The following is a 15,657-nucleotide window of genomic DNA, read 5'->3' as shown; positions in this document are numbered from 1 at the left end:
ATGCGAATAAAAAACACAATGTAGACACATTGTGTTTTTATCATTATTTTTTATCGTTTGTTACACTTTTAGCTTCTGCAACAACGGCTTGAAGTTCATCATAGGTTTTTTTGTCGTCTCTTGCTTGTTTTCTGTAATATGCTTTTTGATCATCATTAATATTTTGTAATTTATCTATTTCAGCAACTGCAGCTTCTATTTCTTTTTGTTTTTCTGCAGTGATTTTTTCACGTAATTCTTTTAATGATGTATCTTCATCATCAATTGAACTTATATTATTAATTAATGCAGTAAGTTCGGCTTGTTTGGTGTTTTCTAGAAGTTTAATTTGATTTATAAGGCCGTCTATAACTTTAATAAGTTTATCTAAAAACACATCAAAATCAATGATTTCGGTGGTTTTTTGAATGTTTTCTTCAACTTTATCAATATCTAATGTGCCTTTAATTTGCTCAATTTTCGCTAAAAGTTTTTTAACTGCTTCAGATGCCTTACCAGCTGAATAATCCATTTTTTCAACTTTGTCAATAGATTTATTAATTAATTTTAGTAATCAATCATGTATATTTTGCTTAATTGTTGTAAAAATACCATTTAATTTACTTTGAGCTTGAGCATCATCAACCTTAACTTTAATAAGCAAATCATCATTGACAACTTTTTTGTCTTTTTCTAACACATTTAAATTCAATAAAAAGAGGTCTATTTTTCGATCAACTAGTTTTAACTGTACAGCATTTTTTGCTATTCTTAATTCTCTATTGATGTCAGAAGTAATATTATTTGATTCTCCATTAGGTAAAGCATCAAATTTAGTTTTTGCATCGCTAAAATGTTTATTAACTGCTTCAAAATGCTCTTTAAATATTCTTTCAGCTTCTTTGTATATTGAGTTATATTCGCTTTTTGTGTGGTTATGTTTAGATGCATCGCTTGGCTTGATTACTTCTTTTTTAAGTTCATCATATTTAGGAGTTCCAAAAATCTTATCAACTTCACTTTCGGTTTTTGATCTAATTTTTTCTAAATCTGTGGTAATACTGTTTACAACTTCACTAAATAATGAATCAATTTCAGCATCAGAAGCAGTATTTGAAAGTCTTTGACGATAATTGTTTTTGTCTCCATCATCAAGTGTGGCATTTTCTATTTTATCTAGAACTTTTTTCTCTTTTGTTATTGTTTGACGTGCATTATCTAACACTTTATTTAAGTCGTTACTATCGTTTGCAGTGATTTTTTGTGATAAAAGAGATTTACGTATTTTGTTTGATTTTACTTTTTTTATTTCAGCATCGATATTAGATTGCTCTTTATCATTTTGAGCCTCAATTTCTTTAAAAAGATTATTTAGTTCATCGAAATTTTCATTTGAAAAATTTTTATATTTTTCATCATTTAATGCATTAATTCCTTTTTGTTTAAGATTTGGATCAATAATTCTATTAACTAAATAATTTATTTTCTTTTTAAGTTTATCAAAATCACTTTCTTTAGCTTTTGAAATAGTAAAACCAGTAGATCCAACTGCAGCAATAGCCAACATACCTACAACAACCTGAGTTCCAATAACTAAACCTTTAACAATTTTTCTATTTTTCATTTATAACCCCTATATATATTAATTATATATTATAAATAAGTTTATATATCTAATTGAATAATATTAGTAATTTTGAAGCATTTTTAATGGAATTAGTCTGTTTTAATATGCATTATTTCATTTTAAATAGTAATTGCCATAATTCTTTTTTGTGTTTATTGGTGCAAAATATCTATGATTTATGAATAAAGACTTTATTGAGCAAAAAATATCAAAGCAGTGAGAACTAGTGATTTATAGAGCGTAAGAATTAAACAAAAAATACACAAAAATGTGTATTTTAGTCAAAAATTATTAGTAGCCTTCGTTAGATTCTTTACCTTCAACAATAGCAATTGAACGTGAAGTACCAAATCTGTTTGCACCAGCTTTAACCATAGCAATTAGGTCGTCTTTGTTGCTAATTCCACCTGCAGCTTTAATTAAAAGTTTATCACCACAGATTGATTTCATAATTTTAACATCTTCAAGACTTGCGCCTCTTGATGAAAATCCTGTTGATGTTTTAATAAATTCAGCACCAGATTGCATTACAATTCTTGTAACTTCTTCAATTTCTTCTTTAGTTAGAAGTGCTGTTTCAACAATAACTTTTAATACGTTGTGTGGTAAAGCAGCTTTAACTGTTTTGATGTCTTCAAGAACATATTTGTAATCACCTTGTTTCATTTTACCAATGTTGATAACCATATCAATTTCATCAGCACCTGCTTTAACTGCTTCTGCTGCTTCAAAAGCCTTAACATTGCTTAAACAAGCACCTAAAGGGAAGCCAATTACTGATGTAATTCCAACATTTGTGCCTGCTAATTTTTCTTTTGCATAAGCAACTCAACATGAGTTAACACAAGTTGTTTTAAAATCATATTGTTTTGCTTCATTGATTAATTTGTCAATTTCTGCTACTGTAGCATCTGCTTTTAAGTATGTGTGATCGATTAATTTATTGTAGTTTGTCATGATTTACCTTCTTTAACTTAATTTAGCTAATATTATTTTATTTTCTACTTGTTCACTGTTGTATCTGTATGAAGAGGCTAATTCTTCAACAAGTTTTGCATCAATAGGATTTGATGAGTAAAGAGTGAATAAAACATCACCTTTTTGTACTTTTTCATTAGTTTTTTTGTTTAGTGTTATACCTGCTTCAAAGTCAATATCGTCTTCTTTTTTAGCACGTCCAGCACCAAGTTTCATTGCAACGATACCAAATGTTAATGAATCAAAAATTTCTAGATAGCCATCTTTATTTGCTTTAACTTCAAGTGAGTATTTAGGATTTCAGAATTTTTTTGCATCACGAATTATTTGGTCATCGCCATCTTGAGCTCTAATCATTTCATAGAATTTTTCTAGCGCTTTACCATTTGCAATCACTTCTTCAACCATTTTGTGTGCTTGTGAGTAATCTGAACAAATTTTAGATTGCAATAGAATAGTTGAACATGAAGATTTTACAAGTTCGTTGAAATCAGCTGGTCCATGACCTTTAAGTGTTTCAATAGCTTCTAAAACTTCATTTTTGTTTCCTATTTCACGACCAATTGGACGGTTCATATTTGTAATTTCAGCACGAACATCAACATTTAGTGATTTACCTATGCTAATCATTGTTTTAGCAAGTTCAGTTGCCTCTTCAACATTTTTCATAAAAGCACCATTACCACATTTAACGTCTAGCAAAATAGCATCAGAACCTGTTGCTAATTTTTTAGACATTATTGATGAGGCAATAAGCGGAATTGATTGAACACAGTTTACTACGTCTCTTAAAGCATAAAGTTTTTTGTCTGCTGGCACTAGTTGTCCAGTTTGTCCAATAACTGCAATACCATGTTTTTTCACTTGCTCAATAAATTCTTGCTCACTAAGCATAATTCTAAAACCTGGAATTGACTCTAGTTTATCAAGTGTACCACCTGTATGACCTAGGCCACGACCAGACATTTTTGCAACTGGAGCACCACATGCAGCAACAATTGGAGCAACGGCTAATGTAGTTTTATCACCTACACCACCAGTAGAGTGTTTATCAACTTTGATGCCTGGTATTGAACTTAAATCAATTACATCGCCAGAATGCATCATTGTTTTAGTAAATTCGGCTATTTCGTCTTTTTCCATACCATTAAACATAACAGCCATTATAAATGCAGCCATTTGATAATCAGGTGTTTCACCTGCAACATATGAATTAATAAGGTATTTAATTTCTTCATTACTTAATCTTTGATTAAGTCTTTTTTTCTCAATTAAGTCTACTATTCGCATATTACAAAATTCCAAGAGCAATTTTAATCATATTTGTGAATGCAGTTTGTCTTTCTTCTGCAGTAGTTAATTCATGAGTTGCGATGTTGTCTGAAACAGTTAACAAACAAGCAGCATTTTTGTTTAATTTTTCAGCATTAGTGAATAATGCATATGATTCCATTTCAACACATATTGCACCAGTTTCTTCAATTCTTTCTTCAAGAGATTGAGCTGAATAAAAGACATCTGATGAGTGTACTCTGTCTTGTACAACTGGAATATTTAATTTTTTAGCTGATTCTAAAATTCTTTTATTAAGAACGCTTGAAGGTTTAGAAATTTTTGAAGCAAATTCTTTACCTAAAACAAGTCTTCTAAAGTGATCACTATCACCAATAGCTTCACTTGCTAGTACAGTGTCATAAAGATCTAATTCTTTTACATATGCACCAGCCGAACCAATACGAATAATATTTTCTACACCATAAAAGGCAAATAATTCAAAACTATAAATTCCAATTGAAGGACATCCCATTCCTGAACCAGCAATTGAAACTTCTTTGCCTTTATATGTTCCTGTGTAAATAAACATATTTCTTACTGTATTTACCAATTTAAAACCTGGATCTAAAAATGTTTCAGCAATAAATTTAGCTCTTAAAGGGTCTCCAGGCATTAAGACTGTTTTTGCAATTTCACCTTCTTTAGCATTAATGTGTGGTGTCATAATTCTCCTTTTAATATTCATAAAGCAATAGTTAAACCCGATAAAATGTGTGATTCATATATACTATTCTTCTTATTTTATTACATAAGTTATACTTATGATTTAATTGTACCACTTATTGATTTTTATGATATTTTTGTTGCGTTGATAGTTGATCAAAATAACTCTATACTTATGTTTCAGAAGACTTAATTCATATACATTTATGAACTTAATTTTATTTGCAAGTTAAGTTCATAAATCATTTGCTCGAATAATTTTATTTAAGTAAATTTTTATTAGTAATTAATATTTATATAACCTAGTTTTATCTTTAAAGCATTATAAAAAAAATAACACTTAAGTTTTGTATTTTTTTACCAAAACACACAAAAATGAGTAGTTTATAAAAATATATAACCAGTTTGGCCATATATTTTTAACTTCTTTATTAACAATTTTTAAACTAATAAGTTTAATAAATAATCTTTTAAAGTTTTGTTCACTAAAGTTATTATTTATTGAAAAATCTAGTTCAAGTTTGTTGTTGGAAATTGTGCCTTTTGTGTGTTTTTATCTATTTTTGACAATACAGTGCCTTGAAGTTATTAGATATTAAAAATATTCGGAAATTCCGAATACTTTTAACACATATTTATGTTTAGTTAGAATTGTTTCTCAATCTATCTAACTCATTTTTGCTTTGATCATTAATATCATTTGCGGTTTTAGAGTTTTTCTTATCTATTTCTTCTTGTTTTTCGGCTTTTTCTAACTTGTCTTGAACTTCTTTGAGTTCTTTTTTAAGTTTATCTTCTTTATCTTTATTTTCTTTTATTTCTTTATTGATTTTATCTAATTGTTTTTGTCTTTGATCACGGACTTTAGTTGCTTCGTCAATTTTTTTCTTATTTAAATCAGCGTTTTTTTGAGCCTCTTGTAATTGTTTATTTGCTTTGTCTACTTCTCTTTTTTCATCGTTTAATTCAACTTGCTTGTTATTTAATTCTTGGTTTTTTTGTTGTTGAACTTTTTTAGTTTCGTCTCTATTGGCTTGTGTGTTTAATTTATTTTGCTCTGCTGTTTGTTTATTTTTTAACGCTTCATCTCTTGCTTGTATTGCTTCTTTGTTTTCTTGTTTTTCTTCAATGATGTCTTTATTTGCGTCTTCTAGATTTGATTCAATATCCTTTTTGTCTTCTAACGCTTGATTGTATTCATTTGTAAGTTGTTCAAACTCTTTTGTTTTTGAATTAAAATTATTGCTTGACTGATGAACTTTATCATTTGCTGCTACTAATGATTCATCCGCTTGTTGTTTAAGCGTATTTGCTTCCAGCACTTCTGTAGTCGCGTTATTCAATTCATTAGATTTAGCATCTATACTCAATTTATTATTATTTACATTTTCTTGTGCTTGTGATAATTCTTGCTTTGCCTTTGTTAATTTTGAGCCAACATCATTAAGTTTTTCTTGTTTGGCTTTCTTAGATTTAATTGCTTCATCTTTTTTACTGTTTGCCTGGTCAGATTCAGTTTTAGCCATTTTTTGAAGTTGAGTTGCTTGTTCTTGTTTTGCTTTTAAGTCAAGTAATGTTTTGTTGGCTTGTTGTTGTAAAGAATTGGCTGTTTTAAGTGTTTCTTGAGCAGATTTATATTCTTGTTGTTTAATTTTAAAATCTTGTTCTTTTTTCTCTAAATCTTTGGAAGTTTCATTTACTTTTGTTTGAGCTTCATCTTGTAAAGAATTAGCTGTTTCCAAATCTTTTTCAATTTTTTCAAGATTTTTTATCACTTGACTTAATTCTGCTTCTTTTTGGGATTTTTGTGGTTTTAGACTTTCAATTTCTTGTTGCAATTTTGTTTTTTCATCATTAGATTCCTGTGTTTTCGTTATGTTGTCGCTTATTTTGCCTGAAATTTCATCTTTTTCATTAATTTTAACCATTTGTTGACCCGATAATTGAGATATATTACTTTCTAGTTCTCTCACCTCACCATCTAGCCTTCGGATGTCACCTTTATGTTTGTCTATTTCGGTTTGTATGGGTTTCATTTTTTCCCGAATACTGTTTTTCTTATTTTCATTACGTTCTCTATCTAATTTTTTTTGTAATTTAGATAATTTATTTCTAGCGGGAGTTAAAAGTTGGTTCTTAATTTTACTTGATTCACGTTGTTTTTCACTTTTTAAATTGTCTTTTTGATTTATTTCTTCTTGAATCTGTTGAATTTCTTCGTCTTTCACACTTTCCAATGTTTCCAATTCTTCTAATTCTTTTTGATACTCTGTTATTTGAGCATCAGTACGTTTTAGTTCTTCATTTTTTGAATTGATCTGTTTCGAGAATTCCTGCACTTCATTTTCTAGAGTTTTCTTTTTTCTAATGTCTGTTGTTTTTCCGTTGTTTTTTCATCAACAGTTCTTCGTTTTTCAGCAAGATCACTCTTTGCAGCATCTGCAATTTTTTGAGCTTTTTCTTTATCTGAATTAGCATTATCATGATTAACTTTTTTGGTTTTTTCTGTTTCTTGAGCCTTTGTTAATTCCTTATTTGCTTGATCAAGTTTACCTTCTGCATCAGTAGCATTTTTATTTGCGCTTTGTAATGCAGATTCTGCTTGCTCATATTCTTGTGCTTTTTGTTTCGCTTCTTCTGTTGTTTGACCAACGAGTTGTTCAGCTTCCTTAAGTTTGTTTTCAGCTTCTGTTTTTTGTGTTTCTAATTCGCCAACTTTATCTTTAGCATCTGTAAGTTGTCTTTCTAATTCGGTTTTTTCACTGCTAAGTTTCTTTAATTCTTCTTCTAATCTAGTTTTAGTTTCATTTTTTTCTTTTAAATTTTTATCTGCTTTGTCTGCTTGTTGACTTGCTTCATTTTGTAATTCTTTTGCACGTTGTAAGTCTTCGCTTGCTTGTTGTTTTTCTTTCTCTTTTTGTTTAAGTTCATCATTTTTTTGTTGCAAAAATGAACTTGCATCATTAAGTTCTCTTTCAAGATCGACTTTATTCTCTTCTGCTTGCTCTAATGAATTATTTGAGTTTTTTAATTCTTCATCTCTATTTTGAATTTCTTTTTTTCTTTTTTCTAGTTCTTGAGTTGCTCTATCAAGCGATTTTTCAATGTCTTGCAATTTTTTATCAGTATCACTCAATTCATTGCGAATTCTATTTAATTGTTCGTTTATCGAACTAAGAGACTTTTCTTCTTGTTCTTTAGTTTTAATTGCTTTATCTAACTTGGCTTCTAAATCATTTTTTTGTTGTTCAAGTTGTTTTATATCTTCATTTATTTGACTCAACGCAGTGTTAGTTGATGTTTCAGTGTTCTTTAATGTTTCTAACTTATGTTTTGTTTTGTCAAATTCCGATTTTTTTTCAGTTGTATTAGTTTTTGATTCTGTGTGAATATCTTTATCAACATCTGTTTTAATTGTTGATAAATGATTAAGCTGACTAGAAAGAGCAAAACGGTTTTTTGCAACATCTACTAGATTGTTCTTTTGAATTTTTTTAGACTCTTGTATATTTTTTGCACTGTTAGAGAGTTGATTATCTATTGATTTGGTATTGTCAATTGAGCGGTTATTTAAGATATAAACACTAGTAATAACCCCTGCAGTTGAGCCTACAACACAGAGGCTCAAGAGTGTTTTTCTTATTCCTTTTCGCATAATTCAATTCTATATCAGATATTTTTTCTATGCACTTTTTGAAGTCTTTTAGCATATTAAATCTGCTATATTTTAATTTTTTGCATAAGATAAACCACATTTGCTACTGAATATTTAAACTTATATAGCATTATTATATTTTGTTGAAAATTTATGAATATACTTGTTTGCTTCTAAAACAAATTATTAATGTGTAAAATATAGATAAATGAAGAGAACAAGAAAGTTTAATTATTGACTTATTTTTTCATTGCTATCAACATCTATTGCATTACAAACTAGTTGCAATATAAATATAGTAAGTAATCATAACATTAAAGTTAGAGATCTAAATGTAATCAATATAAGAGAGCATAGTGCAAGCATCGTTATAACATTGAACGAGTCAATTAACATTAAAAAAGCATCATTAAAATACAATGATGGCCTAAAAAGTCATATTCTAAATAAATTTGAACATGAGCAAAATAAAATCATTTTTGACTTGTCAACTTTGCCTGCAAACACACAAATATTGCTTGAATCGCTAAAAATTGATAATGTTGAACTCAATATTGCTTCTTTTAATAAGTCATTCAAAACAAAACAGATAATTGAAGAAAAACTTCCACCAAAAATTGATGAGTCATCAAAGCAAAACGGTAATAAGGATGTTATTAATGATGCTTCAAATGAGCAAAAAGATGATAATTTTGCAATATCTTCAATAGAATATACTGATTTTTTACCTTATTCGGTTAATATTAAACTTACATTCTCTTCTTATGAGTTATCCGATATCAACAAAAAGGACTTCTTAATAAAATATAGAGATAACGCAGGTAGCAAATTTGAAAAAACTATAGAAAACTATGAGGCTAATTCGCCTGATTTAAACTTTAAATTATCAAATCTAAAGAGCAATCATACATATGCAATAGAGCAAATATATCTCAATAATAAAGAGTTAAATATTGAAAACTACTCAAAAACATTCACCACAGCAAAAGAAGATAATGTACTCAAAATTATAAATTTTGAGTACAAAAATATTTTTTCAACTCAGCATAATGTCGATATGAATTTTGAAATTGCTAACCTAAGTTTAGATGAAAGTAAAAAATATGATGTGATAGTAAAAAGTGTTGATAAAGCTTCAAATAAAGAATTTTTTGTTAATAATGGACACAAGATAACGAGCAGACCAAATACTAAATTAATTAATATTAAAGCCGATATTTTAGACGAAGACGATGAAGAAAATGACTATGGAAACAGCGTAGATAACTTTTCAGAAGGCTTTTTAGCAAACAAAACATATGAAGTTAAGAGCTTGATTTTTCAAGAAATTCAAAGCAAGAACACAAAAAATATAAATTTGCCTAAATGAATAAATGCTATTATTGATACACACAATAATTCAACTCAATTTAACAATTTAAAACTAGAAAAGATCAATGATAAATTACAGGTTTCACTCTCTTTAAATGAGCAAAATAATGAAAAAAATTCAGTAAAAGTGCATCTAAAATCAACAAAAGGTTGATTTTCAACGATTAATCTTGAGTATAACAAAACACTGCATAAATGAGTAGGATATCTTAATAATTTTATAGATAATGATAGGTATTTTATAGATAATGTATTACTAAACAATACAACTATTTATGCTAGCGACAATAATGAGAACAATTTTATTGATTTAGTCTCAAAAACAAAAAATGAAATTGAAATTAAACGTATTAGTCATGAAAAAATAAATAATAATGCATCAATAAAAATTAAAATTGCATTAGACAAAAGTGAAAAAAGTGATTTTGTTGTTAAATATCAAGAACCTAAATTAATAATAAAAAATGATGATGATGCTTCATTGATTACACTTGATTTAGTTAATAAAAATCTTGATACAAATGAAATTGAATACATTTTTAATATTCCTCAATTTAGTAATTCTTATTCAATTAAGTCTCTATTATCTAATAATTTTAGCATCGACAAAAATTACCAAATATACTCAAAAATGAGTACAACGGGAAAAATATTAAGTGAGTATGAACTCAATAAGTTGTCTTCTTCATTCACTGATATTACACTGAATAAAAAGTATTGAGCACTCAATATTATTGAAAAGATTAAAAATATCAATGATTTGCTTTTTATTAGCAATCTAGATCTAAAAAATTACAATTTAGATGAGTATGATGTTGAACTTAGCGATATTAAATGAAGCAATATTGATGAGCTTAATGGTGACTTAACATTGAGCTTTAAACTCAAAAGTGGTTCAAATTTTTCAACTACAAAATCAGTAAAAATAAACAATTTATACTCAAAACAATGAATTATTGATAACAAAAATAACCTCAAATACTTTGCGAATTTTATAAAAATTAGTGAAAAAGGTAAAACTAAATCAACTAAAGATTTCGATGAAGCGTTTAGTGGTCGTGAGTATATCAGCAATGATTTGGATGCATCATTAGGTGGAAAAAGTTCTTCAATTATTGACATAAATGACTTAAAATTGAGTGATTTTATAGACATAGACGAAAGTTTAATCAACACAAAAAATTCAAAATTCAAAATTTTGATTGCTAAATTTCACGACAAAGAACAAGGAATAGGAAATCCAAAAACTACTCCATATGCTGCGTTAGGTTATATGCAATATAAATTATTATTTTGGTTTGATACAACAAATCTTGATAATAAACACGCTAATGAAATAAAACATTTATGACTTGGTGGATATAACAATTACAACAACAAAAACTCAAAAGACCTTTTTGACCTTTTAAATAAAAGTCTGCCTCATGAATATAATAATAATTTTTTAAGTTTTAATAGTGAGTTTGGCATAAAAAAAGATCTTAAATTGAGTATTGAACAAATTATTGATCAAGTAAAAAACATAAATGATGATGCTAAAAAGTGAGATAAATTATTGTCATTGAGCAACATGAATAAATTTATAGATAGATTAATCAATATTACACAAAATGATTATGATCCACCAATAATGGATGAATACTGAAAATTCAATATCTATAGTATTTCAAAAGAAATTTTAGGAGATAACAAGTTCATAGTGATAAAAATGTATATTAAGCCATCATATACTCTAAATTCTACTGAACAAAAAGATACAGTAGTCAATGGAAATTACATTACATTCAAATTGCTTGTTAATTAATTATGAAAAAATATATTTTACAAATCAAAGATTTATGCAAGTCATTTAATACCAAAAAAGTGCTAGATAATTTGTCATTGAAGGTTCAGGAAGGCCAATTATATGGTTTTTTAGGTGTTAATGGCGCTGGAAAAAGTACAACATTAAACATCTTACTAGGTTTATTAAGTAAAGATAGTGGTCATATTGAAATAGATGGTGAAGTCATTGATGCTTCAAACGACTTTGAATCTATTAAGCAAAAAATTGGAGTTGTTTTTCAAGATTCTATTCTAGATGATAACCTAAGCGTTTATCAAAATTTGCTTCTACGTGCATCTCTATATCACAAAAAATTTAAAGATGTTAAGCCTAAAGAGTTGCTCAATGATGTAGTTGAGAAATTTAGACTTAATGATTTACTGAAAAACAAATATAAATCATTGAGCGGTGGACAAAAAAGACGTGTCGATATTGCTCGTGCATTGCTTCATCGGCCTAAAATTCTCTTTTTAGATGAGCCAACAACTGGCCTAGACCCGCAAAGCCGTAAACTTGTCTGAGATACACTGTTAGAACTCAAAAATCGTTTTGAATTAAGCATTATTTTGACCACACATTATATGGAGGAAGCAAACAATTGTGACTATGCAATCATTATTGATAAGGGAGTAAAATTAGCGCAAGGAACGCCTAGCGAATTAAAAAGATTTAGTCATACTAAAATTTACGAATATACACAAAAATCAGTACTTTTGGAAAAAATATGTACTGAAGAAAACATTGAATTTGTATATGAAAATAATTGCTATACACTAATTTTTAAAACATATATTGATGCAAAAAACTTTATTATAAAACACCCTGATGCATTAGTAAATTTCGAACTCAAAAAAGGAACAATGGACGATGTATTTTTAAACCTAACAAAAGGAAAGGAAAATATAAATGTTTAGAACGTTAAATGTGCTACTTAAAAGAAATATAATGCTTTTTATCAATGATAAAAAGCGTGTATATTCAACATTTTTTGCTCCAATAATTACAGTAGTTATTTTTATCCTTTTTGGTCGTCAGCTTTTTAGTAATTCAATAAAATCAGCAGAAACTAGTGCAAATATTACACAGATTTTGCACGAATTTACTAATGTTTCTTTACTAGTTGGCCTACTTGGAATTACATCCTTTACAAGTGCTATAAGCTTTTCAATTTTTATGGTGCAAGACTCAGAAAAGAAAATCTTTAACGATTTGCTTGTGGCTCCAATAAAGAGTTCAACAATTAGATTAAGCTATCTTTTAGTCAATATAATTCTTAATTTAATTGTCTCATTAGTGTTGTTTTTTATTCTATTAATTTATATGGCTTTTGATAAAACATTTGCATTGTTTAGTGCTAAAAAAGTGTTTTTTGTTGTGCTATGAATTGTTTTTTCAGTCATTATGAACTCAACATTTTTCACTTTTGTTTTTAGTTTCTTGAAAAATGTGGCGACTTTTTCAATAATTTCAGGAGCATTAAGTTCAGTGATTGGATTCTTTATTGGTGCATTTGTACCACTAAGCTTTTTACCATCATTTTTACAATTTATAGCATCATTTATACCCGCAACGCAAACTACATCATTGTTAAAATACATAATTTTTAGTGATTTAAGTCAATTTGCCAACTACTCAAGCCAATTCAAATTTACCCTTGCAAATCTCAATATCTCTTGATGAGCATCATTAATTTATTGCAGTATTTTTAGTTCGCTATTCATAGTTTTATGTAGCATTATCAGTTTTAAAAATAACAAAAACTAAAGATTGAGTATTGCATTTAGCTTCTGTGTCTATAATATTGAATAAGGAACAATATGAACGAAGAAAATCTTAAACAACTTGAACAACGTTTTGTATTTGAAGCACAAAAACCATCTTTGATTTTTGATCGCTTTGAGGGAGTTATTGATGCTCATCCAGTGATAATTTTCGAAAATCACAATGCTGATCTTTACTATGTGAAAGCTCGTGGTTCACATGATCATCATGGCAACTTAAGAACCAAACATCGCACTGAAATTGTAATTGAAAGTTATGAAGTAGGCTTGCCTTATAAGCAAAGTTATATTGACTTAGGTCAAATCTACCGAATAAGTATCAAAGATTTTTGCAAATACTATGATCAAAATGTTGATTTTTACAAAAATCTTGAACTTTTACCACAAGATCTATATGAAATTTACAACAACTTGCGTCGGTTTTTACATAATATTCCACCATATATTTCACTAAGTGAAATATACTTTAATCCTAAAGAAAATAGACTAGCATCTAAAGTTCTTTATTGTCACAAAGACCTTTTAGAACAAGAATTAGCACACAATACCCAATATAGAGCACGTAAATCCTACATTCTTGATATTCTTGAAAATCGCAATAATGACCAAAATGTGCTAACAGAAATTGAAAACTTATATTTAGCAATAAAATCGTTAAAAAAAGAACTTATTCAAAGACTTCTACAACAAGATGAATAATCGCTATTCTGTTTTCATCTAAAAAAGCCTATAAGTTAAAGAACTTTTAGGCTTTTTAATTAATCAAATGGAGTAAACTTTGAAATTGCTAGATCTTCTAAATTATTGGTTTGTGTTTTGGCAAATTGATACATATGTATTAGGTCATTTTTGTGATATAAATGCTTTATTTGCACTTCTTTACTCGCATGAGTTTTGGAGTTTAATCTCACAACACGGGATAATTCATCTATATCTGATGCTAAATCGATGATACATTGTTTGTTATAAAGGTTAAAAGTATATATTTCATTATTGTTATCTTTATGAACTTATATACTGAATTTTGTCTGCTCCTTGAATAAGTTTGATACTATTATTTTTTAATGCTTCTTAATTTATTTTTGTGTTTATTTTGATCTAAATTTTCAATAAAGTTTAAAATAAAGTTATCAAAATCAACATTATCTTTTAATATTGTGTCGGCATTTAATTCTCGAAAAAACATTTCTTCGCTTTTATTATTGAACCTTTCTTCAATTTGCTTAATTTGGTTGTTATTAAAAATGTTTTGTGTTAATAAAAAGTTAATATCATAAAAATCTCTAAACTTATCTCGATTCAAAAATGCATCTAGTTTCTTTTGCGCTAGTGAGTTTAAACTATATACATTATAGTTGCCATTTAGCGATTGATGATAATCATTTTCGCTAACGATATCTCGACTTGATGACTCAATTTTTAGAGTTTTATTTTCATATTTAATAATAAACCTCAATACACTTTCGGTATCTTTTTTAATGTAATATTGATACTTGTTTTGATTACAAAACTTAATTAAAGAATTTTTTAAATTATTTTGTTGTTTATTATTAATTAAATAATCAAGGTCGATATCTTCACTAAATCTGTTCAATCGATAATCTAATAATAAAGCGGTTCCACCTTTCAAAACATAGTTATCTGGAATAATGTTTAATACTTCTTTAATTAATTTTATATGATTAATTTGATTTAATGTTAATCCCATTGACTCTTACACTCCAAATATTGCTTGCACAAATTACAATTATGTAATTGAAAGTAATGTAAAAGTTCTTTTAAGATTGGCTTTTCAAACATTAATTCTTTTATATCATAAATTCTCAATGTGCTAAAATCGTGTAATCATTCAAACATTGCTCTAGCATATGAAGCAACATAGTATATTGTTTCTTTATCAAAAATAGTTAGTTTTCTTTTTAAAATACCTTTTTTGCCTAAATTATATTTATCAAAACTTAAATCTATAATTTGATTCGGTTTATTTGAATAAAACATATTGATATGGTGTCAGTCTGCATAATTATTTTTATCATCTAAATATAAATTAAGTGAATGATATTTAGATAAGTAATTTTTATACGATGTTTGTAATATTGTTCTTGGATATAATGTAGTAGCCATAATTAATTTCTTTTCTATTTTATATTTTCCATTCTCTGGTTTTTAAACTTAATATATCACTCAAATTAAGTCTCATACTGTCTTCATCTTTCACCATTTTGATTTTGCTTTTCTCAATCAATACCTTTTATTTAAAAATTATAAATGAGTTTTACTGTTTTTTTAGTAAAAACGGAAAAGTGCATCTCCAGTAAATTTAATATGCATAATTTTATGCAAAAATGCAGAAGCATTCATTAAAACGTTATTTTTGATAAAAATCAACAACAAAATAATCAATTTACATTGATTTTTAATATTTAAAGATTTGGTTGCTACA

12 protein-coding genes are annotated in these 15,657 nt (G+C 27.5%); 4 read left to right on the top strand and 8 right to left on the bottom strand.

What is annotated here, in order from left to right; genetic code table 4:
• Positions 1–43: 43 nt before the first annotated feature.
• From E1I18_RS00790 to E1I18_RS00765, 6 genes are all read right to left on the bottom strand, one after another.
• Positions 44–1,603 carry a coiled-coil domain-containing protein gene (locus E1I18_RS00790; RefSeq protein ID WP_141483709.1) on the bottom strand — a complete coding sequence of 520 codons (1,560 nt, stop codon included), beginning with the start codon at positions 1,601–1,603 and terminating at the stop codon, positions 44–46.
• Positions 1,604–1,897: 294 nt separating this feature from the next.
• A complete protein-coding gene (deoC, locus tag E1I18_RS00785; RefSeq protein ID WP_141483708.1) occupies positions 1,898–2,566 on the bottom strand; it encodes a deoxyribose-phosphate aldolase in 669 nt (222 codons plus the stop codon).
• A 9-nt stretch (positions 2,567–2,575) separates the two neighbouring features.
• The gene (locus E1I18_RS00780) at positions 2,576–3,874 is read right to left on the bottom strand and encodes a pyrimidine-nucleoside phosphorylase (RefSeq protein ID WP_141483707.1); all 1,299 of its coding nucleotides are present in this window, start codon (positions 3,872–3,874) and stop codon (positions 2,576–2,578) included.
• Position 3,875: 1 nt separating this feature from the next.
• Positions 3,876–4,583: a purine-nucleoside phosphorylase gene (deoD, locus tag E1I18_RS00775; protein WP_141483706.1), complete on the bottom strand. Its 708-nt coding sequence runs from the start codon at positions 4,581–4,583 to the stop codon at positions 3,876–3,878.
• A 640-nt stretch (positions 4,584–5,223) separates the two neighbouring features.
• Positions 5,224–6,921, bottom strand: a complete 1,698-nt coding sequence (locus E1I18_RS00770; RefSeq protein WP_141483705.1) for a hypothetical protein — start codon at positions 6,919–6,921, stop codon at positions 5,224–5,226.
• Positions 6,922–6,929: 8 nt separating this feature from the next.
• The gene (locus tag E1I18_RS00765; protein WP_141483704.1) at positions 6,930–8,237 is read right to left on the bottom strand and encodes a hypothetical protein; all 1,308 of its coding nucleotides are present in this window, start codon (positions 8,235–8,237) and stop codon (positions 6,930–6,932) included.
• A gap of 208 nt (positions 8,238–8,445) precedes the next feature.
• Here E1I18_RS00765 and E1I18_RS00760 point away from each other — a divergent pair, with 208 nt between their 5' ends.
• The 4 genes from E1I18_RS00760 to E1I18_RS00745 are packed head-to-tail and all read left to right on the top strand — an operon-like array spanning position 8,446 to position 13,913.
• Positions 8,446–11,412 carry a hypothetical protein gene (locus E1I18_RS00760; RefSeq protein WP_141483703.1) on the top strand — a complete coding sequence of 989 codons (2,967 nt, stop codon included), beginning with the start codon at positions 8,446–8,448 and terminating at the stop codon, positions 11,410–11,412.
• Between the two features lie 2 nt (positions 11,413–11,414).
• Positions 11,415–12,347: an ABC transporter ATP-binding protein gene (locus E1I18_RS00755; protein ID WP_141483702.1), complete on the top strand. Its 933-nt coding sequence runs from the start codon at positions 11,415–11,417 to the stop codon at positions 12,345–12,347.
• Entirely contained in the window at positions 12,340–13,197 is an 858-nt protein-coding gene (locus E1I18_RS00750; RefSeq protein ID WP_141483701.1) for an ABC transporter permease, read from the top strand. Before E1I18_RS00755 ends, E1I18_RS00750 begins: the two co-directional genes overlap by 8 nt.
• A 53-nt stretch (positions 13,198–13,250) precedes the next feature.
• Entirely contained in the window at positions 13,251–13,913 is a 663-nt protein-coding gene (locus E1I18_RS00745) for an Mbov_0400 family ICE element protein (RefSeq protein WP_141483700.1), read from the top strand.
• Positions 13,914–14,268: 355 nt separating this feature from the next.
• On the opposite strand, the gene E1I18_RS00740 is transcribed toward E1I18_RS00745, so the two are convergent.
• Together E1I18_RS00740 and E1I18_RS00735 are read right to left on the bottom strand one after the other, a co-directional pair.
• Complete coding sequence (locus E1I18_RS00740) at positions 14,269–14,922, bottom strand: nucleotidyl transferase AbiEii/AbiGii toxin family protein (protein ID WP_141483699.1); 654 nt, start codon at positions 14,920–14,922, stop codon at positions 14,269–14,271.
• Positions 14,913–15,338: a hypothetical protein gene (locus E1I18_RS00735; RefSeq protein ID WP_141483698.1), complete on the bottom strand. Its 426-nt coding sequence runs from the start codon at positions 15,336–15,338 to the stop codon at positions 14,913–14,915. The genes E1I18_RS00740 and E1I18_RS00735 overlap by 10 nt, the downstream gene beginning before the upstream one ends.
• Positions 15,339–15,657 lie beyond the last annotated feature (319 nt).

This window comes from Mycoplasmopsis mucosicanis, from assembly GCF_006546935.1.
Classification (GTDB): Bacteria; Bacillota_I; Bacilli_A; order Mycoplasmatales; family Metamycoplasmataceae; genus Mycoplasmopsis; species Mycoplasmopsis mucosicanis.
The sequence above is the reverse complement of the archived record's forward strand: the minus strand, read 5'-3'. Positions and strand labels throughout refer to the sequence as shown.